This is a genomic window from Gordonia bronchialis DSM 43247, assembly GCF_000024785.1.
Classification (GTDB): domain Bacteria; phylum Actinomycetota; class Actinomycetes; order Mycobacteriales; family Mycobacteriaceae; genus Gordonia; species Gordonia bronchialis.
Map to the genome: position 1 here is coordinate 514701 of NC_013441.1, position 24969 is coordinate 539669.

19 protein-coding genes and 3 pseudogenes are annotated in these 24969 nt (G+C 66.2%); 18 read left to right on the forward strand and 4 right to left on the reverse strand.

The features are described from left to right. Positions 1-125: 125 nt before the first annotated feature. The 6 genes and pseudogenes from GBRO_RS02285 (at position 126) to GBRO_RS02310 (ending at position 5382) form a co-directional block, all read left to right on the forward strand. A pseudogene (locus GBRO_RS02285) lies at positions 126-1397 on the forward strand (lipase family protein). A 69-nt stretch (positions 1398-1466) separates the two neighbouring features. Next, positions 1467-2873: a hypothetical protein gene (locus GBRO_RS02290; protein ID WP_012832388.1), complete on the forward strand. Its 1407-nt coding sequence runs from the start codon at positions 1467-1469 to the stop codon at positions 2871-2873. Between the two features lie 41 nt (positions 2874-2914). Beyond that, positions 2915-3586 (forward strand): hypothetical protein, encoded by a 672-nt coding sequence (locus tag GBRO_RS02295; RefSeq protein WP_012832389.1) that lies wholly within the window; start codon positions 2915-2917, stop codon positions 3584-3586. A 171-nt stretch (positions 3587-3757) separates the two neighbouring features. Then, the gene (locus GBRO_RS02300) at positions 3758-4201 is read left to right on the forward strand and encodes a Fur family transcriptional regulator (protein ID WP_041919680.1); all 444 of its coding nucleotides are present in this window, start codon (positions 3758-3760) and stop codon (positions 4199-4201) included. Positions 4202-4427: 226 nt separating this feature from the next. Then, entirely contained in the window at positions 4428-4859 is a 432-nt protein-coding gene (locus tag GBRO_RS02305; RefSeq protein ID WP_012832391.1) for an organic hydroperoxide resistance protein, read from the forward strand. Positions 4860-4902: 43 nt separating this feature from the next. Next, positions 4903-5382: a Dps family protein gene (locus tag GBRO_RS02310; RefSeq protein ID WP_012832392.1), complete on the forward strand. Its 480-nt coding sequence runs from the start codon at positions 4903-4905 to the stop codon at positions 5380-5382. Positions 5383-5479: 97 nt separating this feature from the next. Here the strand turns inward: GBRO_RS02310 and GBRO_RS02315 are convergent, their stop codons facing one another. Beyond that, complete coding sequence (locus GBRO_RS02315; protein WP_012832393.1) at positions 5480-6007, reverse strand: hypothetical protein; 528 nt, start codon at positions 6005-6007, stop codon at positions 5480-5482. A gap of 168 nt (positions 6008-6175) precedes the next feature. On the opposite strand from GBRO_RS02315, the gene GBRO_RS02320 reads away from it, so the two are divergent. The 4 genes from GBRO_RS02320 to GBRO_RS02335 all read left to right on the forward strand — a co-directional run bounded on the left by GBRO_RS02320 (position 6176) and on the right by GBRO_RS02335 (position 11701). Continuing rightward, positions 6176-7627 carry a hypothetical protein gene (locus GBRO_RS02320; RefSeq protein WP_012832394.1) on the forward strand — a complete coding sequence of 484 codons (1452 nt, stop codon included), beginning with the start codon at positions 6176-6178 and terminating at the stop codon, positions 7625-7627. Between the two features lie 42 nt (positions 7628-7669). Next, a complete protein-coding gene (locus tag GBRO_RS02325) occupies positions 7670-9058 on the forward strand; it encodes a DUF2252 domain-containing protein (RefSeq protein WP_012832395.1) in 1389 nt (462 codons plus the stop codon). A 94-nt stretch (positions 9059-9152) separates the two neighbouring features. After that, on the forward strand, positions 9153-10889 hold the full coding sequence (locus tag GBRO_RS26195) for a MalT transcriptional regulator family protein (RefSeq protein WP_012832396.1): 1737 nt from the start codon (positions 9153-9155) through the stop codon (positions 10887-10889). Further along, a complete protein-coding gene (locus GBRO_RS02335; RefSeq protein ID WP_169309855.1) occupies positions 10844-11701 on the forward strand; it encodes a helix-turn-helix transcriptional regulator in 858 nt (285 codons plus the stop codon). Before GBRO_RS26195 ends, GBRO_RS02335 begins: the two co-directional genes overlap by 46 nt. Before the next feature lie 20 nt (positions 11702-11721). On the opposite strand, the gene GBRO_RS02340 is transcribed toward GBRO_RS02335, so the two are convergent. Both GBRO_RS02340 and GBRO_RS02345 read right to left on the reverse strand, forming a co-directional pair. Next, complete coding sequence (locus tag GBRO_RS02340) at positions 11722-11934, reverse strand: hypothetical protein (protein WP_012832398.1); 213 nt, start codon at positions 11932-11934, stop codon at positions 11722-11724. 36 nt (positions 11935-11970) lie between these two features. Then, positions 11971-12996 carry an FUSC family protein gene (locus GBRO_RS02345; protein ID WP_012832399.1) on the reverse strand — a complete coding sequence of 342 codons (1026 nt, stop codon included), beginning with the start codon at positions 12994-12996 and terminating at the stop codon, positions 11971-11973. Between the two features lie 163 nt (positions 12997-13159). On the opposite strand from GBRO_RS02345, the gene GBRO_RS27450 reads away from it, so the two are divergent. The 4 genes from GBRO_RS27450 to GBRO_RS02365 are packed head-to-tail and all read left to right on the forward strand — an operon-like array spanning position 13160 to position 17818. Further along, the gene (locus tag GBRO_RS27450) at positions 13160-13318 is read left to right on the forward strand and encodes a hypothetical protein (RefSeq protein ID WP_321573973.1); all 159 of its coding nucleotides are present in this window, start codon (positions 13160-13162) and stop codon (positions 13316-13318) included. A 12-nt stretch (positions 13319-13330) separates the two neighbouring features. Next, the gene (locus GBRO_RS02350) at positions 13331-15031 is read left to right on the forward strand and encodes an APC family permease (RefSeq protein WP_321573974.1); all 1701 of its coding nucleotides are present in this window, start codon (positions 13331-13333) and stop codon (positions 15029-15031) included. Next, positions 15028-16419 (forward strand): MFS transporter, encoded by a 1392-nt coding sequence (locus GBRO_RS02360; RefSeq protein WP_012832400.1) that lies wholly within the window; start codon positions 15028-15030, stop codon positions 16417-16419. Before GBRO_RS02350 ends, GBRO_RS02360 begins: the two co-directional genes overlap by 4 nt. 37 nt (positions 16420-16456) lie before the next feature. Continuing rightward, a complete protein-coding gene (locus GBRO_RS02365) occupies positions 16457-17818 on the forward strand; it encodes a dipeptidase (protein ID WP_012832401.1) in 1362 nt (453 codons plus the stop codon). A gap of 66 nt (positions 17819-17884) precedes the next feature. Here GBRO_RS02365 and GBRO_RS02370 read toward each other — a convergent pair whose 3' ends face one another. Then, positions 17885-18976, reverse strand: coding sequence for an acyl-CoA dehydrogenase family protein (locus tag GBRO_RS02370; RefSeq protein ID WP_012832402.1), 1092 nt, complete (start codon positions 18974-18976; stop codon positions 17885-17887). Positions 18977-19377: 401 nt separating this feature from the next. On the opposite strand from GBRO_RS02370, the gene GBRO_RS02375 reads away from it, so the two are divergent. The 4 genes and pseudogenes from GBRO_RS02375 (at position 19378) to GBRO_RS02390 (ending at position 24935) form a co-directional block, all read left to right on the forward strand. Further along, positions 19378-20658 (forward strand): metal-dependent hydrolase family protein, encoded by a 1281-nt coding sequence (locus GBRO_RS02375; RefSeq protein ID WP_012832403.1) that lies wholly within the window; start codon positions 19378-19380, stop codon positions 20656-20658. A gap of 95 nt (positions 20659-20753) precedes the next feature. Then, positions 20754-21482: an ATP-binding cassette domain-containing protein gene (locus GBRO_RS02380; RefSeq protein ID WP_052298351.1), complete on the forward strand. Its 729-nt coding sequence runs from the start codon at positions 20754-20756 to the stop codon at positions 21480-21482. Position 21483: 1 nt separating this feature from the next. Then, positions 21484-23448: pseudogene (locus GBRO_RS02385) on the forward strand (YhgE/Pip family protein). 87 nt (positions 23449-23535) lie between these two features. After that, positions 23536-24935: pseudogene (locus tag GBRO_RS02390) on the forward strand (glutamate decarboxylase). Positions 24936-24969: the final 34 nt, after the last annotated feature.

The window sequence follows — 24969 nt, forward strand, 5'->3', positions numbered from 1 at the left end:
GCACTGGCAGGCGGATAGGGCGGCTGACGCCGCGTCAGCGTACAGATTCGACGACGGGACCCGAAGCCAGTCTGGACATGAGCCCTATCACCTGTCCAAGTTACTCTGTGGTAGCTTACCCGTTCATGAGACAAACACGGGGGTTCTTCTCACTACGTCTTCGACGACGGTTGACTGCCGCGGCACTGGTGGGCGCGGCGGTGGGCGCCGGGCTGACGGCCGCGCCGACTGCCGAGGCGGCGACCGACTTCTACACACCACCGGCGCGATTCGCGACCGAGCCCGGTTCGGTGATCCGCAGTGAGCCGGTCGGGCTGCTCCTGCAGATCCCGGGCGCGCCCAACCAGTGGCCGGGTACGGCCAAACGGATCATGTACACCTCGCGCTACCAGGACGGGACGCCCGCGGCGGTCACCGGGACCGTCGTCGAGCCGACCGTGCCGTGGCGGGGTCGCGGTGTACGGCCGACCGTCGTCGTCGGCCCGGGGACCATCGGCCAGGGCGATCAGTGAGCGCCGTCGAAGATGATGACCCTGCCCATGTCGGTGGACATCAGTAAGCCCAGCGTCGGCGTCAACTACACCGCGCCGGAGATGTATTATCTTCTGGCACATGGGGTCCGGGTCTTCGTCACCGACTACATCGGCATGGGCACGCCCGGCATCCACACCTACGTCAACCGGGCCGAGACCGGCCACGCGATGCTCGACGGCGGGCGTGCCGCACTGCGTTCGGCGGGTGCTCCGGCCGACGCGCCGGTCGGGTTCGCCGGCTACTCGCAGGGCGGGGGAGCGGCCGCGTCGGCGGCAGAACTGGCGTCGACCTACGCGCCGGACCTCAACGTGCGCGGCACCTACGCGGGTGCACCGCCGGCCGATCTCATCAAGGTGATCCCGGCCATCGACGGGACGACGATCGCCGGTGCGATCGGATTCGCGATCAACGGTCTGACCGCGCGGTATCCGCGGGTGGCCGACATCGTGCGCAAGGAGACCAACCCGGCGGGTAAGGCTGCGCTGCAGAAGATCTCGCAGCAATGCATCGGTGACATCATCCTGAGCTTCGCCTTCGGCCGGACCCAGAACTGGCCGCGCACCGGGGAGTCGCTGTCGGCGCTGATCGCCCGCTACCCGGACGTGCAGCGGGTGGTCGACGAGCAGCGGATCGGTCGTCTCAAGCCCAACGCTCCGGTGTTCCTCGAAGGTGGGCTCGCCGACGACGTGATCCCCTACGGTCAGGTCGCGCAGCTCGCCCGGGACTGGCGGGCCCAGGGCGCCGACGTCCGCTTTGTCACCAATCCGACACCACCCATCCTCACCAAGACGATCGTGAACCACGTCGTGCCGATGCTCGAGACGTTGCTGCCGGGACTGCAGTTCCTGCTTGCCCGGTTCTGATCCGGTGCGGCGCAATGGGTGTCGAACCAAGCCCGAATGTGCTTGGGTGATCGGGTGAAGGTGAGAAGGATGGGTGCGCGGGGCATGCTGGCGCTCCTCGCGAGCGTGGCGGTGGCAATGCCGTCGGGGATGACGCAGGCGTCGGCCGATCCGGTGCCCGCCGCACCGGGTCTGGGCCCCGTCGGTACGTCGCTGATGCACGGGGATCTGTGGTCGAGCGACTCGACACCGTTCGCCGGCCCCGGCCGTGGTGGGCATGTGGTGGCGTCGTCGGTGCCGGGCGGGGCCTGCGCGGCGACCTTCATCGGCTCCGATGGTCTGCCGGTGTCGCTGTGCACCAGGTTCATCGGCACCGATCCGCCGGGATTCGCGGTGCCGTCGGTGACCCTCTTCGACCCGCGGACCGCCGCCCCGCTCGCCCACCTCGAACTCACCAAGGGCGGCCTGCTCGGCGGCGTCTACGGCTACCTCGACAACCGGGATCGGGTGGTGGTGGCCGACGGCTCCAATGCGATTCTGCGCGTGGCACATCGACGGACCAGTCGTGGCTGGACGGTCTTCGTGGACAACCGGATCGACGTGTCCGCGCATATCCCGGCCGGCGACGCGATCACCGGTCTCGCCCCGGATCCGGACGGCCGCATCTGGTTTGCCACCACCAACGGCGTCATCGGAACCGTGAACCGGGCCGGCCGGGTCGCCGCGATGCACTTGCCGCGCGGTGAGCAGCTCGGCAACGGGCTGTCCATCCGCCGCGGCGGTGCCTCGATCCTCACCACCCATGCGCTCTACGAGATGACGGCGGCCGCCGACGGCACGCCGCGGGTGATCTGGCGGCGTGCGTACGACCGCGGAAAGGCGCGGCGCCCAGGGCAACTCACCTGGGGATCGGGTACCACGCCGACCTACTTCGGCCCGGGTGGTGACGGGTGGGTGGCCATCGTCGACAACGCCGAGCGTCCCCGGCTCCTCGTCTACAACAGCGCATCCGGTGGATTGGTGTGCAGCACAACCGCATTCGGACGCTCCGGGCAGGGGACCGAGAACTCGCCGATGGCGTGGGGCAACTCGCTGGTCATCCCCAGCACCTACGGATATCAGTACCCGCCGATGGCCGTGACCGGCCCGAGTGTGCCGCCCGACGCACCCTTCATCGGAGGCGCCACCCGCATCGACGTCGGTCCGAACGGCTGTAATCGGGTGTGGGAGAACAACGATCGCATCGCGACCCTTCCTCGGCTCTCACGTGCCGACGGCCTCATCTACGGACTCGGGTACGGCCCGTACCGGCCTGGTCCGCAGCAACTCGGGCCGGTGTACTTCATCGCCACCGACTTCGCGACGGGACGGCGGGTGGCAACCCGCAAGGTCGGCGACGCTCCCGTCGACGAGCCCCTCGAGCTGACCGGCACCATCTCTCGCGACGGCGCGATGTGGCAGGCGAGCCTGGGACGGATGTTGAAGATTGCCGGGTAGACGGGGGAGGTCGGGGTTGATCCGCGTGGAACAATCGTCCTATGAGTGACGTGCCCGCCTCCGGCGCTCCAGAACCCGATCCCGAGCGTGTACCCAGTCAGGCGGAGCTCGACGCCGAGGATCTCGCCGCGCTGGCCAGGACGTCGAAGGATCGTGATCGCGCCAATCTGTACCCGTCGCGGCAGGATCAGCCCGGCCCGCCGCCGCGTGCGCTGGCCGTCCATGCCCGTGTCGCCTGGTGGGGTGCCGCGGTCTGTGGGCTGATCTGCGTGGTCTACGGCTTTCTCAATCTCGGGATGATCTCCGATCTGCTGCGCCAGCGGCTGCTGGACGGCGTCGCGTCCGACCGCGTCAACGCTGCCCCCGAGAATCAGGTGAACTCGCTCGCCGGCTTCTTTCCGCCGTTCATGCTGGTCATGATCATCGTGTTCCTGGCCATCGAGTATCCGCTACTGGTGGCCGCGGCGAGCCGGCACAGCCGCAACAGTCGCAACTTCTTCCTGACCACGGTGATCGTCCACATGCTGTGCGTCCCGATCGGCGTCGACCTGCTGTTCCGGTATCCGCAGGTGTGGTCGTCGATGGTAGTCATCTCCTGGCTGATGTTCGCGCTGCTGGCCGTCGCGGGTCTGTGCAGTCTGCGCCGCGTCGTCGACCGTTGGCTGCCGGAGTCGTCGCGGATGCGCCCGAGCCGGATGTTCCGCGGCCGCTGAGACCTACTACAACGCTGAGACCTACTACAACGCTGAGACCTACAACAACGCTGAGACCTACGACAACGCTGAGACCTACGACAACTCGGCCGGATGCCGGGCGAGGGTGGACTGAGTTTGGATAGCCTCCAGAAACTGGACATATTCCAGTTTAGGTTCTATAGTGGGGTCATGCTCGATCGTAAGGAACTCCATCGACAACTCCGGGAGGCCGGCCTGCGGGTCACCGCGCCCCGGGTTGCCGTGCTGGAGATCCTGGACGAGCATCCCCATTCGACCGCCGACTTCGTCGCGGCCGGTGTTCGCGAGAACCTCGGCGGCGTGTCCACGCAGACGGTGTACGACGTGCTGCGTTCGTGCACGGAGCGTGGGCTGCTCCGTCGGATCGAACCCGCGGGATCGGCCGTGCGGTACGAGACCCGCACCGACGACAATCATCACCATCTGATCTGTCGGACGTGTGGGGAGATCGTCGATATCGACTGCGTCGACGGCAGGTCGCCCTGCCTGACGCCCGATCGCGATCACGGGTATCGGGTCGACGAGGCCGAGGTGATCTTCTGGGGTGAATGCGCCGCATGTCAGCAGGTCTCGGCCGGCGGCGACCCGCGATGACATCGGATCGTATGACAGCGTTGTGGTTTCAGGTACAGCCCGCCTGGCAGCAGGACCGTGTCGGGTCGAGATGTCGAAAGATGTTTCCCCGCACGGCCTTTGCTGTTCACCCGCATGGCGCACACGGTCCGAATATATTCGGGTTCGGGGGAATTCGACGACCCTGACGGTCGTTGAACCGTAACGGTGTCCGAGCATCTCGACCCATCAGAGAGGAACCCACCACATGGCAATCGAACCGGCATACCGCATCTCATCCAAGGCATCGGGCGGAGGACGCGACGGAGAGGTCGTCTCCGAGACCGGACAGATCGACCTCGACCTGCAGCCGCCGAAGGAACTCGGTGGTAGTGGCGAGGGCAGCAATCCCGAGGAGTTGTTCTCTGCCGGCTATGCGGCGTGCTTCCTCGGTGCGCTGCGGGCGACCTCCAAGCAGGCCGGCTCGCCGGTGCCCGACGAATCGACCGTGAAGGTGACCATCGGTATCGGCAAGGACCCGGCCGACGGCGGGTTCGGATTGACCGCCGACATCGAGGTCTACATTCCCGGCGTCGACGAGGCCAAGGCCCAGGAACTCGCCGACGGGGCACACGCCTTCTGCCCGTACTCGAAGGCGACTCGCGGCAACATCGCGCAGACCGTCAGCGTCAGCGTCTGAGGTCGCCGCACAGCAGAACTCGACGAAAGGAAAGGTGACAACGATGAGCACCGCAACCCCCATCACCAGCACGCTGACCGATGAGCAGAAGACCATCACCGGTGGCGCTCTGCAGGACACGCTGGTCGATCTGATCGACCTGTCCCTGATCGCCAAACAGGCGCACTGGAACGTGGTCGGCCAGCAGTTCCGTTCGGTTCATCTCGAACTGGACGAACTCGTCACCGTCGCACGCGAATTCACCGACGCGGCAGCCGAGCGCGCCACCGCTATCGGCGTCAGCCCGGACGGCCGTGCCGAGACCGTGGCAAAAACGGCGCACACCAAGGGATTCGGTGAGGGATGGACCAAGGACACCGATGTGGTGACCGCCATCGTCGCCAACCTGAAGGCCGTCATCGCCGGCCTGCGTGAGCGTATCGAGGCCACCGAGGACGCCGACCCGGTGACCCAGGACCTGCTGATCAGCTTCGCATCGAAGCTCGAGCAGTTGCACTGGATGTGGCAGGCGCAGGTCGCCTGATCGCCTCTGGCCACAACTGAACAAAGCGGACCCCACCGAGTTGTCGGTGGGGTCCGCTTCGTCTGGCGGAACCAGTCCCGAGGTCAGGACTTGTCGGTCAGGACTTGTCGTGGGGCTTTGTCTCCGGGGCCGGCTCGTCGACGACGGGTTTCTCGACCGCGACCTCGTCGACCGGGCTCTCCTCGGTTGCGTAGGACTCACTGAACGAGACGCGTGGGGTGGTCGCGGTGTGGAACAGGGCGGTGCCCGCACAGGCGAGGGTGGCGAGCCCGAAGACGATCACGAGACCGATCGCCACGATGTAGAGGCAGGTCGCGACGACGCCGTCGAGCGGACCGATGGTGAGGGCGGCGGCACCGGCGAGGGCGGTCCCGAGGAGCGCCCATGCCGAACTGCGCACCCACGGCGCCACCACGGAGGCGTAGAAGAGGCGCTGATAGATGGTCTGCTCGAACTCGTCGACCGCGGCGAGGCGGACCTCGTCGCCGTCGGCGAGGGCGCGCAGCTCACGGGCCAGCGCGGTATTGCGTGTCAATGCCACGCTCTCACGCTCGCGATACCGGACGAAAGCGATGACCGCGATCGCGGCCGACAGGAGTCCCAACCCCACACCCCAAGTACTCATGGGCCACACCGTACCGGCCGCGTCGGCAATGGCGTGAAGCAGGTCACAACCCTTCGGGGTGGCAGGTGGGGTGTCGCAAGCTCGTGGGTGCGGGAAGGGCCGTCGCACCGCTGGTACGTTGACACGCAGTGACCGCAGGCGACGAGTGAAGAGGTGAAACGGGGTCTGATGACGCGTGCCCGGATGGCGTGGATTCTGGTTCTCGGCTTGGTCGTCGCGCTGCTGACCGCCGCCTCCGCGGCAGTGGTGCAGTCCGGGCCGGCGGTGATGCTCACGACTCAGGTTGCCGGGGTGTCGGTAATCGGTGGCTCCGAGCCGGCTGCGGTGCTGCTGAGCCGTCAGCTGTTCGGGTCGTCGGCGAGCGCGATCGTCGTCGGGTCCGACGCCGGCGACGCGGACTGGCAGCGGGCCACCGATGAGGCCATCCGCCGGCACGTACCGGTCTTCGGTGTCGGCGCCGACGGCGCGGACACCGTTTCCGCGGAACTTCGACGTCTCGGCGTCGGATCGCTGCACATCGTGGGGTCGGTCCCCGACGACGTGCGGGCGATCGCACCCAATCGGGATCTGGATTCGGTGAGCGGCAACGAGCCCGCCGACGGACCGGCACCGCTGGTGTACGTCACCACGACGGCCGGCCGGGATGCGGTGGCGACGGCCCGGGCGGCGTCGGCGCGCGTCGTGACGCTGCCGGTGGCCGATCCCCGGGCGACCGGGGAATCGGTTGCGGCGCTGAAGGACTCGGATGCGCCGGTGCTGGCCGTCGGAGATCAGTTCGGCGACGACGCCGAGTTCGCGCGCCGGGTGGCGGCGGCACGCTCCGTTGCCGAACTGCCCGGCGGTGGTCAGCTCATCTTCCCGATGCGCCGCATGGTCGCACTCTACGGGTCGCCGGATGCACCGGCGCTCGGTCCGCTTGGGAGACAAGACATCCCGTCGTCCATCGCCCGAGCGAAGCGGCTGGCCGCCGACTATCAGCGGGTGAGCCGCGTGCCGGTCATCCCGGCGTTCGAGATCATCGCGACCGTGGCGTCGGCCTCCCCCGGTGAGGGCAATACGTACACCAACATGATCGACCCGGCGGTGATCCGACCGTGGATTGCCGCGGCCCGTGCCGCCGGCGTATATGTCACCCTCGATCTGCAACCCGGACGCATGGACTTCCTCAGCCAGGCCAAGCGATACGCGGAGTTCCTGCGGCAACCGCACGTGGGTCTGGCCCTCGATCCGGAGTGGCGGCTCAAGCCCAATCAGGTGCATCTGACCCAGATCGGGTCGGTCGAGGCGGCCGAGGTCAATCGGACCTCCGACTGGCTGGCCACGCTGATCCGTGACAACCAGCTGCCCCAGAAGCTGTTCGTGCTGCACCAGTTCGACTCCGACATGCTGGCCAACCGCAAACAGATCATCACCTCGCATCCCGAACTCCAGGTGTTGCTGCACGCAGACGGTCACGGGGCGCCGCCGGTGAAGATGGACACGTGGCGTCGACTCATCACGGATTTGCCCGCCGGGGTGTGGATGGGATGGAAGAATTTCTACACCGAGGACAAACCCACGTTCACGCCGGCGCAGACGATGGCGGTCACACCGACACCGTGGTTCGTCTCGTATCAATAGCTGCGGCGACGAGTGCGGCGGCGTGATGAGAAGCTGGCCATCATGATGAGCGACTCTGCGGCAATCGATCTCGCGTCGTGTCCCGAACCGACGGAGCGCGCAGATCCGTTGTCGATCCTTTCCGCACAGGCGCGCAACCGCGTGGCCGAACTGGTTCCGGTGCGCAACGCACGAATGGCGGCGACGCCGTTCACCTTCTATCGGGGTGCTGCGGCGGTGATGTCGGCGGACCTGTCGCGCACCCCCGATTCCGGCGTGTACACCCAATTGTGCGGTGACGCCCACCTCAGCAACCTCGGTCTGTTCTTCAGTCCGGAGCGTCGGATGACGTTCGACCTCAACGACTTCGACGAAACCCATCCCGGGCCTTTCGAGTGGGACGTCAAACGCCTGGCGGCGAGCTTTGTGGTCGCCGGCCGGAACAACGTTTTCGACGACAAGACGAATCTCAAATGTGCACGCGCGGTGGCCAAGGCGTACCGCCGCTCCATCGCACACAGCGTCACCAAGTCCACTCTGGACTGCTGGTATGCCCGGATGGACGTCGACGAACTCGTCGCGCTGATCGGCGAGAAACTCGACACCTCCATCAACCAGCGAACACAGAAGGCGCTCAAGAAAGCTCGTCACCGCAACAGTGAGCAGGCGTTGTCCAAACTGTGCGTGATCGATGCCGACGGCAAGGCCCACATCCGCAGCGAACCGCCACTGCTGGTGCCCATCCACGAGCTCTACCCCGACGACGTCGCCGACACCGCCAACGAGCGCATCGACGAGCGGCTGCACGCCTATCGCGGCTGTCTGCAGGGGCATGTCCGCGCGTTGCTCGACCAGTTCACCATGGTCGACGTGGCTCGCAAGGTGGTGGGTGTGGGCAGCGTCGGGACACGAGCGTGGATCGCGCTGCTCGTCGGGCAGAACCTCGACGACCCGCTGTTCCTGCAGATCAAGGAGGCGCAGCGGTCGGTCCTGGCCGATTACGTCCCGGCCGCCGGTTACGCCAACGAGGGCCAGCGGGTGGTGGAGGGGCAGCGGCTGTTGCAGGCGGCCAGCGACATCTTCCTCGGCTGGACCGGTGGCGACGACGAGAACGGTGAGCGGCGCGACTTCTACGTCCGCCAGTTGCGTGACGGGAAGGGATCGATCGTCGTCGAGGCGCTCGAGCCCGAGGCGATGCAGCTCTACGCGCAGCTGTGCGGACGTACCCTCGCGCAGGCACACGCACGCACCGCGGGTCGCCGTGGGATCGCCGAATTCCTGGAGAACAACCGGGGCTTCGTCAAACAGATCGGTGCGTTCTCGATTGCCTACGCCGACCTCAACGACGGCGACCACGCTCGGATGATCGATGCGATCAAGTCCGGCGAACTCGAGGTCCATGATCTCGAAGGCCCTGGTCCCCAGGTCCGGGACGTAGCCGCCGCGCGGTGAATCGAACTGGGTCGAAGCCGGAATCGGCGGTGGTACCGGGGTAATCTCATTCGCGGAGCGGTGCCACAGTTGCCATGTCGGGGGCGAGAGCGGGGTGAGCCGAGTGGGCCCGGATGCGGATGTCTCGTCACCGGGTGCCGTCGCCGAGCGGCCGTCTTTCGATGAGTTCGCCCCGCCCGCACATGGTCGCATTGCCGACCTGCTCGTCGCCGCCACCACCCGCACCGGTGCCGGGCACGGTTCCGTGATCCTGGTCAGTGCGCCGTCGGGAACCGGGAAGACCGCTTACCTCGAGCAGTGGTCACGGGTGCTGGAGCGTCAGGCGTCGGTGGTCACCTGGGACCGAGGCGCCCCCAGTCGTGACTTCTGGACTCGCATGCCCGACGAGTGGTTCGTGTCCGACGATCCCGACGTGCCCGGCCCGTCACCCCGGCGGGTCCTGATCGTCGATGACGCGCACCAGATCTCGGGCCCCGACGATGTGTCGGCCGTCGTCGAGTTGCTCGATCGGATGCCCGCACACACTGCGATCGTCTTCTGCGCCCGGTACGACCCGCCGCTGCCCTGGCATCGGTACGCCCGAGATCACCGGTTCACCCGGATTGGCGAGACAGACCTTGCCCTGCGGGCCGACGAGATCGCCGACTCGCTGGGCGAATCCGCCGTCGTTCTGAATCACGTTCAGGCCGAACGGATTCGCGAGCTCACCAGCGGTTGGCTCATACTGGTGTCCGCAGTCGCCGACAGACTTGCCGGCCGGCGAGACGTCGATGACTGCATCGACGGGCTCGCGTCGTCGCCGCGTCCGCCGACAGATGATCTGATCGGTTCCCTCATCGCTGATCTCCCCGAACACCTACGTGCGCTGGCCTGCCGGACCGCCGTGGTCCAGTCGTTCGACCGCGACCTCGCCATCCACCTCGCCGGCACCGGGCACGACGTCACCGACATCGACACAGCGCTGTGGGACCTGGCCGCACAAAGATTTCCGGTCATCATCGCCGGGTATCGCGAATCCCGCACCTACTACACGTACCCGGGACTGGTCCGGGCGTACCTGCAGGCCGAACTCCGGCGCAGTGGGATCTCGCCGGACAACGTATTGCGTTCTGCGGCAATGTGGTCGATGCATCGGCGCAGAAGTGTGGACGCTCTCTCACTAGCCCTTCAGATGTCAGACCCGGAGGAATTGTCGACCGTACTGGTGACCAGCGGGATACGGATGGTGATCGCCGGCGACGTCGCCGGCTTCGAGGTGCTGCTCAACCGATGGTGCCGGGTGGCCCCGGGGTCGGCCGAGCCCACCATCATGCGAGCGCTGGTGGCGGCCGAACGTGGCGACCTGGCGGCGTCGAGCATGCACCTGAACGAGGTCGACCGGGCGGCGGTGTCCGGCGCCGATCTGACCTGCCTCCTCGGGGCGCTTCGGCTCGTCGCCGACGCCCGACACCGACCGGGCGGGAATGATCGCCCGATCGGATGGCTCGACCCGGTCGGGGTTCAGGACGAGGTGCGGGCGTTTGCACTCATGACCGCAGGCTCGGTGCACATCAGTCGTGGGGACCTGTCCTGGGCCAGAAGAGTCTGGGTCGCGCCGATGCCATCGCCACGGCGGCATCTCTCGACCTGTTGCGCGTCCGGATCGGCGCTCATCGCGCGGCCGCAGCAGGTCGGCGTGGGGACCTGGCGTGCATGCGCAGCCGGGCACGCACGGCCATCGAGAGCGCGCGTGCGTGCGGCCGGCAGGCGGACAACTACGTCGCGCAGTGTGCGGCGATGGAGGCGATGGGGCAGTACCTCGCCGGGGAACCGCCCGCTTCCGAACCGATGATCCGGCCGGCGTCGGAAACCACGGCGGTCACCGGTCCCCGTGCCCCGCTCCTCATGCTGATCGCCGGATTCGCGGGGGCCGAGGACCGATATGACACGGCGGTACATGCCTGTCGAGCACTGACCGAGATGATCCGGACGGAGGCCTATCCGTATCCCGCGGTGGTCCTTCTGCCGCGAGTGGCCTACATGTGCGCCGCGGTCGGCGGGACGGAAGGGATCACGGGACTCGTTGCCGCGACCGAGAGGTCATACGGCCCCGGGCCGGAGACGGCCATCGCGACCGCGGTGGCAATGGTTGCCAACTCGAGGTTCGATGCGGCACGCAAGACTGTCACGCCGATTCTCGACGCTGCCGACGCCGCTCATCCCTCCACCGCGATGTCGGCGTGGGCCATGTACGCCTACACCTCGGCGCAGCTGAGCGACTCATACGCAACCCACCGTGGCCTGCGCCGGGCGTTGGCGGCCGGTGCGCCGTCGGGAATGATCGCACCGCTTCTCGAAGGTGGCGAGGTGATCGCCGACGAACTGGCACGTCATGTGGGGACATTCGGGCACCTCGACGCGCTGGCCGCCAAGGCGATGCGGGCCATCCGCGCGCAAGCCCTTCCTGAGCAGTTCCACCTGACACCATCCGAACGCAGGGTGCTCGACTTCTTGCCGTCGGGGTACACGGCCGACCAGATCGCGGGCATGCTGTCGGTGTCGGTCAACACCGTCAAGACCCACAGCCGGAGTATCTACCGCAAACTCCAGGTGTCGACCCGCCGGGACGCCGTGATGGTGGCGCGTCGAGCCGGATTGCTGTGAGCTTCACGGTAATCGGCGGATCACGGAAATCTGCGGAAGGAGAGCAGGGTCAGGCCCAGCTGATCGAGACGGGCGATCACGCCACGGGCGGCGGCGGTGTCGGGAAGCTCGCCGGTCAGCTTTGTGGCGATCTGTTGCCGGTCGACCTCGGCTCGCAACTCCGGGAACGCGGCCAACGCACGCTCCGAGAGCTCACCGTCGACCGTGAACTCGTACTCGAACGGATCGCGCATGTGTAGCCGCCTCGACACCTCGGAACGTCGTTGCCCTCATGGTGCGTCGTCGGGGGCGTCTGTGGCACCACCCAGGCCGGGTGATTGCTGCGGCCGACGCCGTAGCAGCGCAGGCACTCCCAGCCCGATCACCGCTGCCACCGCCAGGCCGAACAATGTCTCGCCAATCCGTTCGTCGACGCGGCCGGCGGCCGAGTCCGTCGAGTAACTCAGCATCGTGATCACCAGGAACGTGGTGAAGGTCGGCAGGATGTACCAGCGGCTGCCACGGGTACCGGCGGCCGCGACGATGGCCAGGCCGATGGCGACGGCGAAGGCGGCGGGCGGTGCTCCGAGCTCCACCAGCAGTGCGGCGGCCACGGCTCCCACGCTGACCGACACGAAGCGGCCCAGGGTGCGCCACTTCTGCAGCCCGGCATCCGGACGCATGACGAGAAGCGCTGCGGCGCAAGCCCACCCGACATGATCGAAGTGCAGCGCAAAGCCAACCGATGAGGTGATCACCCCGATTACCCCGAGGAGGATTCCGTAGCCGAGGCCCGGCATCGCGGCCGATTGGCCGGTAGCGGGTGTCGTCTCGGCGATCCACGCCGGCGGAATGACGATCGCCACGACAAAGGTCGTCACCGATCCCGCGACGAACAGCAGGGCCAGGACGAGCCCGCTACCGAACCCGTCCTCGCTGAACCCGACGCCCACCAGGGCGGGGGCGATGACGACGAGAAGCATTGCCAGCCGCGGTCTGTCGATGCGACTCGCCAGCCAGGTGGCGCCGACCGGGAGCAGGAAGATCGTGGCGACCGCGGCCACCGGCCACGGTGCGACGGTGGCCCCGACGAGGATCGGCACCCCCAGCACCAGTCCGGCGATCAGGATGATGACCCGTCTGCGACGTTCCCGGGGGACTCCGGCGATCACGGCCGGGATGATCCCCACCGCCAGCGCGGCGCCCTTCTGGACATCGCCACCGGCCGCGACCACCACCGCCGGGATGACCGCGATCGCCGCGGTCAGGGCCGGCAACCAGCGCCAGGCGATCATCGGAGCCGTCGGAGAACTCATACCCCGAACCTTAGTGGTCTGCACCGAATCTCCGGAGCGGACGATGTGATGGCGCCCCTCCGCCGGCGGCAGCCTCTCGGTTCACTCCCTGCGGGTGATGTTCTCCCGCAGGAGCAATGGGACGCTCCGACATGGGTTTGCCCACCTCTCTAGGAGGACGAGTATGGCCACCGAATCTGACGCCGGCGACGAGCAGGCGCGTACGACTGCGATCGGGAAAAGGGCCGTACCGGCGACCAGCTACATCACCTGGACCGCGCTGGCCCTGATGACCGTGTCCTCGGTGGCGAGCCTACGGCCCGCGCCGACGATGGCAGTCTAGGGCCTGGCATGCGTGTTCCTCTACGTGTTACCGGCCATCGTGTTCCTCGTCCCGACCGCCCTGGTCTCCGCCGAGTTGGCATCCGGCTGGTCCGGCGGCGTGTATCGCTGGGTGACAGAAGGAATTTCGCCCAACATGGGCTTTGCCGCGGCCTGGCATCAGTTCGCGATGACCATCTTCTACTATCCGACGCTGCTGTCGTTTGTGGCGAGCACGCCGGCGTATGTGATAAATCCGGGGCTGGCCAGTAGTGTCGTCTTCACCGCGGTCGTGATCATCGTCGTCTATTGGTCCGGGGTGTTGCTCGCTCTGCGGGGTGGTATCGGTGTGATCGCCAAACTGGCGTCGAGTGGTGTTCTAGTGGGCACTCTCATCCCGGGGGCTTTGCTGGTTCTGCTGGGCGTCGTCTATCTGTTGCAGGGCAATCCGTCCGCGGCCCCGATGACCGGCGGTCACCTGCTGCCGGCCTGGACCGGCATCGCCAGCATCGTGCTGATCGTCAGCAACTTCGGCGCGTGCTCCGGTATGGAGATGAACGCGGTGCACGTGAACGAGTTGAAGGAACCAGGCAAGCAGTTCCCGCGCGCGATGTTCCTCGCGGTGATCCTGGTGCTGGTGATCCTGATCCTCCCGCCGCTGGCCATCTCTTGGGTGGTGCCGTCGGATCAGATCAGTCTGACCGCCGGCGTGATGCAGGCATTCGAGGTGGTCTTCGGCCACTTCGGATTGCAGTGGCTCGTGCCGATCGTCGGGCTGGCCATCGTGATCGCCTCGCTGGCCGGATTCATGACCTGGCTGTCGGGGCCGTCGAAGAGCTTGCTCCTGGTGGCTCAGGTCGGTGGGTACCTGCCCCCGTACTTCCAGAAGACCAACAAAGTCGGTGTGCAGCAGAACATCCTGGTGGTCCAGGGCTGGGTGACCACGGCGCTGGCCCTGCTGTTTGCGTTGGTGCCCGCGGTGTCCAACGCCTACTGGATCTTCATGACCATCACCACATCGGTGTACCTGTTGGTCTACCTGTGGCTGTTCGTCGCGGCCTACCGGTTGCGCAAGATCGCGCCCGACCATCCCCGCGGCTTACCGTGCGCCGGCGCTGCCGTTGTTGTGCGGCGTCGGACTCGTCGCCTCGATAGCGGCGATCGCGATCAGCTTTGTGCCGCCGTCACAATTCGGTGGGGGCAGTCCGTGGGTGTTCGTCGGGATCGTCGGCGGCGGGATCCTGTTACTCGGGCTCATCATTCCGGGACTGCTGATCTGGTTGCGAAAGCCGAGTTGGCAAACGGTCGTCGCGACCCCCGAGGAGAAGTCATGAGCCACAAGGCGATTTACTGGACCGTCGGCGCAGTGCTGGTAGTGCTGCTGGTGGTCATGCTGGTCAGCTACGACCACCATCGCGACAACGCCGAGGCCCGCGCCAAGGCCGATCAACTCATCAGCACGTTCCACGATCACGGGCTGGCCACCCCGATTCCGGCCGACCAGATCGCGCAACGTCTCGGCGACGACGGTGGGACGGTGTGTGCGGCGGCGGGCAGCGAGACTCAACTCGGATACCTCAAAACCCAGATCGGCGTCGGCGGCGAGTTCTACGTACGGCCGATCATATTGCCCGAGAACGTATTCGAGGGACTTCGTTTGTTCGTCGAGGTCTATTGTCCGGAGAATCTGCCGACAGTGGAAGACTTCATCGCTGACCAGCACTACGCGAAATGACCGGTACCGACGGGGAGGTGCCGTCGCGGCGACGATGGATATCGCTGGCCGCCACCTGCACCGCCGCCGGCCTCGTGTGGCTCGCCTTTGCCGACTTCGGGGTCGCCGCTTTGGCCCCCGGCGTGGGGGTGTTGATCGCCGGGCGCGGATTGATGGGGATCGGCGCCGCACTCATCCTGCCCGCGACACTTGCGCTGATCCCGGTCCAGTTCTCCGGGGCCGCACAGCTCACCGCCTTCGGGATCTGGCAGGCGGTCGCCTGGGGTGGCCAGGCGCTGGCACCCGCCATCGGCGGGGTGATCACCGACGGTCCGGGCTGGCGATGGCTGTTCTGGATCAATCTGCCGCTGGCAGTCGCCGCGGTGGCCGTGATCCGTTCCGTCACACCGGAAACCAGTGACGACACGGTCGATCGCCGTATCGACTGGCTGGGACTGGCGACCATCGGCCTCGCGATCTTCGCGCTGCTCTACGCACTCACCGATGGACCCACCGCGGGATGGGCAAGCCCATTGGTGCTCGGGTTGCTGGTGGCCGCCGTCGTCCTGGCGCTCGTCTGGGTCGTCGTCGAACGCAGGGTGAGCAGTCCGTTGGTGAATCTGTCGTTGTTCCGGCTGCGGCCCTACGACGGTGCGCTGATTGCGAACCTCACCATGAACCTCGTGTATGCGGGCCTCAGCTACCTGCTCGTGCTGTGGCTGCAGAATGCCCGCGGCTACAGCGCGGTCACGGCCGGACTGCTGATGCTGCCCGCGATCCTCGGCATCTTCGTGCTGATACCGATGGGTGGACGGCTCGAGAGCCGGGTCGGTGGCCGAATACCCGTCATCGTCGGCCTGGTGGTGCTCGGCGCTGGTCTGGCCGTCCTGACGCCCCTACAGTCAGACAGTTCGATGTGGCTGATCGTGGTGTCGCTCATCGTCATCGGCGCCGGACTGGGGCTGCTCTCCACACCGGTGTCCAACACCGCGGTCGGTGAGGTCCCGGCCGCGTTGTCGGGTACCGCGGCGGGCGTGTTCAAGATGTCGAGCATGGTGGGCGGTGCGCTGGGCGTCGCCATCCTCACCGCACTGACGCGTGGTCTCACCCTGGCCGATTCCGGCCACGCCGTGCAGCATTCGGGACTGACCGATGCCGAGGTGGATCAGGCGCACGCGGCCCTGGTCAACTCGTCCTCCTACGACGACGCGCTGTCGCGGTTGCCCGCCGAACTGCAGGACAAGGTGACCGCAGCAGTGGTCGACGCGTTCTCGCGCGGCCTCGGAGTGGCCATGCTCTCCGCGGCCGCGCTCACACTCGTTGCGGGCGCAATAGTGTGGGCGGTATGGCCGCATCGCGATCGGCAGCAGGCGCATGATGAGACGGTCGAATCCAGAACCGACGGCTGAGCCGTCGGACACGAATCCGAGAGATCCGGAGGGTGAGATGAGCGAAGAGACATTGCGGGAACGGGTGCGTGACCTGATGCCGCAGGCCCAGCAGGACTTGACGGAGATGGTCGGGTTCCGGTCGGTGCACGATGCCGAGCAGCAGCCGCCCGAGGAATGCGACAAGATGGTCGCCTGGCTCGAGGAGGCGTTCACCGAGGCCGGCCTCGCCGACGTGGCCGCCCACGAGACCGCCGACGGCAGCAAGGCGGTCACCGGGCACCTCGACGGCCCCGAGGATGCGCCGACGGTCCTGCTCTACTTCCATCACGACGTGCAACCACCCCTGGGCGATGACGAATGGGACTCGCCGGTCTGGCAGCTGACCGAACGTAAGGGACGCTGGTACGGACGCGGTGCGGCCGACTGCAAGGGCAACATTGCCACCCATCTCACCGCGCTGCGGGCGCTCGGCGGGGACGTGCCGGTCAACATCAAGATCATCGGTGAGGGCTCGGAGGAGCAGGGCACCGGTGGGCTTGAGGACTTTGTCCCCAAGAATCCCGAACTGATGCGGGCGGATACCATACTCGTCTGCGACTCAGGCAATTTCGCGGTCGGCAAACCGAGTCTCACCACCACGCTGCGCGGCATCGCCAACGTCGTCGTCACCGTCGAGACCCTGGGTTCGGCCATGCATTCCGGGATGTTCGGCGGTGCGGCGCCCGATGCCCTGGCGGCGCTCATCACCATGCTCGCCACGCTGCGCGACGTCGATGGGAACACCACGATCACCGGGCTGGACAACACCCAGTCGTGGGATGGCGTCGACTATCCGGCTGAGCAGTTCCGCACCGACGCAACGGTTCTCGACGGTGTCGATCTGGTGGGTTCGGGTTCGGTCTCGGAAATGGTCTGGGCGCAACCGGCTCTGACGGTCCTCGGCATCGACGCGCCGTCGGTGGTCGGATCGTCGGCGGCCGTGCAGGCCAAGGCGCGAGCACGGCTCAACCTGCGAGTGCCGCCGGGGATGGATGCGCAGGTCGCACAGGATGCGCTCGTCGACCACCTGACGGCGGCAGCCCCGTGGCACGCCCGGGTGAGTTTCGAACGGGAGGCCGTCGGATCACCGTTCGTCGGCTCCACCGGCGGGGTCGGCTACGACACGCTGGTCGATTCGATGCGCACCGCATATGGCACCGACGTCCTCGTCCAAGGTCAGGGTGGCTCCATCCCGCTGTGCAATGTCTTCGCCGAGACCTTCCCCGACGCCGAGATCATGCTGATGGGCGTCGAGGAACCGCAATGCCTGATCCACGCGCCCAACGAGAGCGTGGCGCCGTCGGAGATCGAGAACATGTCGGTGGTGGAGGCGCTGTTTCTCCGGGACTACGCCGAGCGCTTCCGGCGGGGCGGGTAGCCCACCTGCTGCTGGTCGGCTCGGCTCAGCCGGCAGAAGGAGCGGCCCAACCAGCAGAAGATTGGTTCAGCCGGTCGTCCGAGGATCGCTGAATCGCTGCAGCAGAGCACCTTTCAGCTGTGGTCGGCTTGCCGCGACGAGAATGAAGGCGCATTCTCGGAAGAGGCGTTCGGCGTCGGCTCCCTGCAGCAACGCCTTGCCGCCGTCCGCGGCGACCAGGGCGGCAGCGGCATCGAGTGCGAGTTGCGCAGCATCGGCCCGCGCGACGAGGAGGCCGTCGGCGTCGGCGAGTGACGCGTCGAGTGCATCGCGGACCGTGTCGGCCCGCCCACGGAGGTGTCTGGCCTCCGCGGTGTGTCCGCCTGCATCGAGCAGAGCCGTCGCGCGGCGCAGCAATCCGAACGGCAACGTGCCGTTGAGCCGGACCCCGATGTTCTGATTGGCGAAGAAGTCGTCGAGGGTGACACGGCTCACCACGGCGTCGTCGGCGACCGGCAGGCCGTCCACGGTGAGCGAGACGGTGCGGGTGGCGTCGGCGGCGGCGAGATGCAGTCGTCGGGGCACGACGGCATCCGGCAGGTCCGCGGTGCGCACGATGGCTGCGATGACGTCGTCGGTCTCACAGTCGCGGGCCGAGATCTGCAGGAGATCGATGACGCCCCAGCCGCTGACGAACGGTGCGTATCCGTCGAATCGCCAGCCGCCGTCGGTGCGGGTCGCCGTCATCCGCGGTGGCGTCGGGACCACGCCGGCGTAGGCGACTCCGGCGCGCAGCCGGCCGGCGGTCACGTCGTCGAAGAATTCTGACCGCAGGGTGCTGTTGGTGGTGCCGGCCAGTGACAGCACCACGCCGTGATGCTGGATCCAGGTGAACGCGGTCGACAGACATCCGCTACACAGGACTTCCAGTATCTCGGTGACCTGCCCGAAGTCGAGTCCCGGTCCGCCGACCGGTTCGGGTGCGGCGATGCCATAGAGGCCGGCGTCGGCGAGGGCCTGCCAGTGCGATGCCGGTATCTCGCCGGTCCGGTCGATCTCGGCGGCTGCCGGGAACAGCACCTCGTCGGCGACGCGATAGGCCGCGCTGCGCAGGGACGTGCGGCGAAGGTCTGGTTTGTCGGTGGGTATCGGGGGCTGCGGATGCGTGTCGCCCGGCATGTTGCCAGCCTATCCGGAGGGTGACAATCGGCAAGGATGCGACATCCGAGGCGCACGATTGTGCCAGGAACGTCGCGTTTGTGACGTTGCGTCGTGGTCGGCCGGGTACCGATTTGTGCCATGTCGAGTGAAAGATCGGACCGTGCCCGGCATTGTGTGGCGGTCACCGTGGGACGGGTGCTATGAAGAATGGTTGGCCACATTTCCCTTCCCGGGCGACTCAATCGTCGGCCGATCAGAGTGAAAATCTGCAAAAGTCTTGCAGCACAGTGCATGTGAGTGGCATAAACTGCGAACGTGGAGCGGGTCGCGGTGGGGCGATTGTCATCGTCGACGCCGGCGCAGACGGGCCCTGGCACAAGCTTGGACACCCGCCGTGACGCCTGGATAGCTTTGCGCACATGACACATGGTGGTGCAGGTTCGCGAGTGATCATCCGGAATGCGCGGGTATTCGACGGTCGGGGTGACTCGGCGACGGCGGGACAGGACATTCTGATCGAGGGAACTCGGATCGCTGCGGTGTCGGACTCGCCGATCGGGGATGCACCCGGACAGGACACGGTCGAGATCGACTGTGGCGGCCGCTTCTTGATGCCGGGGATGAGTGACGCGCACGTCCACCTGATGGGCAACGCGAACAGCTACCTCGACTTCGTCATGGGCGCGACCGGGCTCCTGTTCGCGAATACGATCTCCGAAGCACGACGCATGCTGCATCGCGGCTTCACCACCGTCCGCGACATGGGCGGTGACACCGCTCCGGTCAAGACGGTCATCGACCGGGGCGACTTCGAAGGGCCACGGATCTACCCGAGCCAGGCGATGATCTCGCAGACATCGGGGCACGGCGACTTCGCCTTCGTCTACGAGACCCCGCACGCCTTCGGCGGCGGCGAGAGCCGAACCGACTCCATCGGTTTCACGCGCACGGCCGACGGGGTGGAGCGGGTGCTGACCGCGGTGCGCGAGCAGCTCCGAAAAGGTGCCTCGCAGATCAAACTGACGATCGGCGGCGGTGCGGCGTCGATGTACGACCCGTTGTACACCCTCCAGTTCACGCCCGACGAGATGCGTGCGGCCGTCGACGCGGCAGCGGACTACGGAACCTACGTCGCCACCCACGTGTACACGGTGCCCGGCATCAAACGTGCCATCGAGGCGGGCGTGCGGTCCATCGAGCACGGACATCTCGCCGACGAGTCGACGATCGCGTTGATCGGCGAGAAAGAGATCTGGCTGTCCATGCAACCGTTCGCCGAGGACGACCACCACTATCCGGATCCGGATCGGGCCGAGAACAACAAGCAGATCTGTCACGGCACCGAAGACGTGTACAACTGGGCCAAGAAACACGGGGTCAAGGTGGCTTTCGGCACCGACCTGCTTCTCGAACCACAGTCTGCGGCAAGGCAATCGGTGATGGCATCGCGGATGGGTGAGTTCTACAGCAATGCCGAGGCGCTGCGGATGCTGACCTCGGGCAACGCGGAACTGTTCGAGATGTCCGGTGAGCAAAATCCGTACGGAGCGGCGAAACTCGGGGTCATCGCGCCGGATGCGTGGGCCGATCTTCTTGTCGTCGAGGGTGATCCGCTGCAGGACATGTCCGTGATCGCCGACCCGGACCAGAATCTCACCCTGATCATGAAAGACGGAAACGTCGTCAAGAACACGCTCTAGACGATCGCGCAGGCCCCGATGGTGTGCTGCTGATCAAGGCGATACGAGTTCAAGGAGTGCAAGTGGCGGTGTCAGGCGACGAGTCGGCCGACGACGTGACCGCGGAAATCCCACCCGTCGAGGATGAGGTGGCTCTGCTGGTCGCCGACGGGATCGGCGTGCGAGCGACATGGGGCCACATTTACGGTCCCACCGACTTTCGCATCCTGCCGGGTGGGTTGACCGTGCTCGCCGGCTCCGGCGGGCGCGGACGAACCGCCCTGTTGTTGACGTTGGCCGGGCGGATGAAGCCCAGCTCGGGTCACCTGTGGGCATTCGGGCGGGTCAACGACGCCCATCACCTCTTTCGGCAGGCGGCGATCGCCGACATCGACGAGGTCGACGGCATCGTGCAGGCAATCAAGGTACGAGACGTCATCACCGAGCAGATCCGTTGGAGCGCACCCTGGTACAAGTGGGTGCGCCAGGCGCGGCAGGCCGATCTCGAGCGTGTGTGTGCACCCGTGTTCGGTGATCTCGCGCTGCCGTCGATGGATGCCTTCGTGGAGGAACTGCCCGAGTTGACCGCGGCGTTGTTGCGCATCGCGGTGGCCAATGTTCGTCGACCGCCACTACTGGTGGTCGGCGGTGTGGACCGGTTGACGCGGATCGAATCGGCGCGAACCCTCACCAGCCGGCTGGTCGCGCTCGGTCGCGAGCAGACGGTGATCACTGCGGACGTCAACGGGGCATACCCGGGACTTGGTGTGCGCGAGGTGATCTCGGTGGACAACCTCACCGATGACGAGTTCGTGATGCTGGAACAACAAGAACGGATCTCCTGACATGCTTGCTGCGTTCTCGCCGGGCAGCGATTTCAAACGCTACTATCGCGGCCGCATGCCGCGGCTGGCATTGATCGTGATCATCCTGATGCCGCTGATGTACGGCGCCCTGTACCTGTGGGCGTTCTGGAACCCGTTCGACGCGGTCAACAAGATTCCGGTGGCACTGGTCAACGTCGACCGCGGAGCAACGGTACAGGGCACACCTCTCAATGCGGGGAAGCAGGTTGCCGACGGGCTGATCGCATCCGATCAACTCGATCTGCACGTCGTCTCCGAGCAAGAGGCCAAAGACGGTGTGGAGCATGGCAAGTACTACTTCTCGATCACGCTGCCCGAGGACTTCAGTGCCGATATCGCCTCGCCGGCCGGCGGAGACGCGCGCTCGGCACAACTGATCTTCACCTACAACGACGCCAACAACTATCTGTCCACGGTGATGGGGCAGGACGCCGCCCAACAGGTGGTGAACAAGGTGGGCGCCCAGGTCGGTGCCACCACCTTCGACATCGTCATCAACGACGTCACCGGATTGATGCCCAAACTTCAAGAGGCACAACAAGGCGTCAACAAGCTGAACACCGGCATGCAGCAGGCCAACACCGGCGCCGGTGAACTCGCGACGAATCTGGTGACGGCGAAGAACGGTGCGGCGGAGCTGTCCGGCGGACTCGGTCAACTCGACTCGGCAGTGGTGCGAGCGACGGACCCGGTTCTGAACGCATTGAACGGCGCGAACACCGGGGGGCTGTCAGCGGTCGAACTCAACGCGCTCGTCTAACGCCTCGGTTCGGGTACCACGACGGTGTCGGATCAGCTTTCCGCAGTGGCAAATTCGCAGTCGCAGGCCAGTCGGACGGTCGATGGCGTCGTCGCAGCGCTGCGGGCGAGTCCAGACCCCAACATGCGTCGACTGGCGGATCTGCTGGCGCCGGTGCAATCGGTGCTGACCACCCAGGGCCTGGGCCCGGATGCCACCAATCAGCTCGCCCAACTCCGCAGCGATTCACAAGTTCTGTCCACACAACTGGGCAACCCCGGCAGTCCACTTCGAATGGGGTTGGGGCTCTTGCAGAGTGGCACTCTGCGGTCCGATGTCCTGGCTGTACGAGGTGCGGCAGGAGAGCTCAGTTCGGGTGCCTCGCAGTTGAGCAACGGTCTCGTCGAGCTGAGCAACGGGGCCGATCAACTGTCGTCGGGGACCAAGCAACTCGCCGCGGGAACATCGGAACTGGCCGGCCAGGTGGATGCAGGAGTGAAAGCGGTACCGCACTGGTCGCAAGAGCAGCGCACCGCGCTGGCCAACACCCTCTCCCAGCCGGTGGCCCTGCAGGAGAACACCCTCAACGAGGCCAAGACCTTCGGGACGGGATTCACCCCGTTCTTCTTCGGCCTGGCGCTGTTCGTGGGCAGCATCATCGCGTGGATGCTGTTCACCCCGTTGCAATCCCGGCCGATCGCACAAGGCCTCGGGTCACTGCGGGCCGTCCTCGCGTCCTTTGCCCCGACGTTCTTCGTCGGGTTCCTGCAGGCGACGATCCTGTACCTGGTCGTCGTGTTCGCGGTAGGCCTGCGGCCGACGCATCCCATTGGCACCTTTGCGTTCATGCTGCTCATGGTCGCGGTGTTCCTGGCGATGATCCAGATGTTCAACGCGGTGTTCGGGCCGGCCGTCGGCCGGGTGGTCACCCTGGCGTTCCTGATGGTGATGCTGACGTCGGCCGGCGGCATCTATCCGGTGCCGACGACCACCAAACCATTCCAGTACATCCACTGGGTCGACCCGATGACGTACACGGTCAACGGGCTTCGGCAGCTGACCGTGGGCGGTGTCGATCACCGGCTCTGGATAGCGGTCGGTGTCCTGACGGCGCTGACGGCGGTCTTCCTGGCAATCTCGACGTGGGCGGCACACCGCAACCGGCAGTACAACATGGACCGCCTCTATCCGCCGGTCGAGGTCTGAGATGACCATGGACCGGTAGACAATTGAGCTCGACCCGACCCCCCGACGTGAACCAACCGCACTGCCCTCCGAAGGAGACCAACGATCATGGCCAACCACACCAACGCCCGTACCACAACCAATATCGGTGACACGCTGTCGCTCAACCCCGTGTTCGTCCGCCCCGGGGAGGCGAGCTCCCCAAGTTCACCATCCCGGACGGCATGAGCCTGCCTGAGACGGCGTATCAGATCGTGCACGACGAGGCCATGCTCGACGGCAACGCGCGACTCAACCTGGCCACATTCGTCTCCACCTGGATGGACGCGGAGGCGAACAAGCTGTACGCCGAGACCTACGACAAGAACATGATCGACAAGGACGAGTACCCGCAGACCGCGGCGATCGAGGACCGCTGCTGGAAGATCATCGCCGATCTGTGGAACGCGCCGGACGTGGACAACGCCATCGGTACGTCCACCATCGGCTCGTCGGAGGCCGCGATGCTGGGTGGCCTGGCACTGAAGCGTCACTGGCAGGCCCGGCGTCGCGCGGAGGGGAAGTCGACCGAGAAGCCGAACCTCGTCCTGTCGACGGCGGTCCAGGTCTGCTGGGAGAAGTTCCTCAACTACTTCGAGGTCGAGCCACGCTGGGTGCCGGTCTCCGAGGAGCACTTCGTCTTCGACGGTCACGATCTCGAGAATTACGTCGACGAGAACACCATCGGCGTCGTGGCCATCATGGGCGTCACCTACAACGGTCTCTACGAGCCGGTGAAGGAGATCTCCGCCAAGCTCGACGAGATCCAGGAGAAGACCGGACTCGACGTCAAGATCCACGTCGACGGTGCGTCGGGGGCCATGATCGCTCCGTTCTGCCAGCCCGACCTCGAATGGGATTTCCGGGTGCCGCGGGTGGTGTCGATCAACACCTCGGGACACAAGTACGGCCTCGTCTATCCGGGCCTGGGCTGGATCATCTGGCGCGACACCGACGCACTGCCGGAGAGCATGGTGTTCCACTGCAGCTATCTCGGTGGCGACATGCCCACACTCGCACTGAACTTCTCGCGGCCGGGCGCACAGGTTCTGCTCCAGTACTATCAGTTCCTCCGGCTCGGCCGGGAGGGCTATCGACAGGTCCAGCAGGGCTCTCTCGACGTCGCGCAGTACCTGTCCGCCGCGATCGCCGAAATCGGGCCGTTCGAACTCGTCAGCCAGGGTGACACCACCCCGGTCTTCGCGTGGCGGCTCAAGGCGGGCCACACCGACAAGTGGACGCTGTTCGATCTGTCCGACCGGCTTCGCATGAAGGGGTGGCTGGTACCCGCGTACCCGATGGCCGACGGTCTCGCCGACATGACGTTGCAGCGCATCGTCGTCCGGGCGGGTCTGAGCCGCGACCTCGCCGACGCGCTGCTGCGGGATATCGAGGGCGAAGTCGACTTCCTGGACCAGCTGTCGGGACCGCTGCCGCGGGAACTCGAAGGATCGCATTTCCACCACTGATCACGGTGCCGTTGCGATGACGACATTCTCGAGG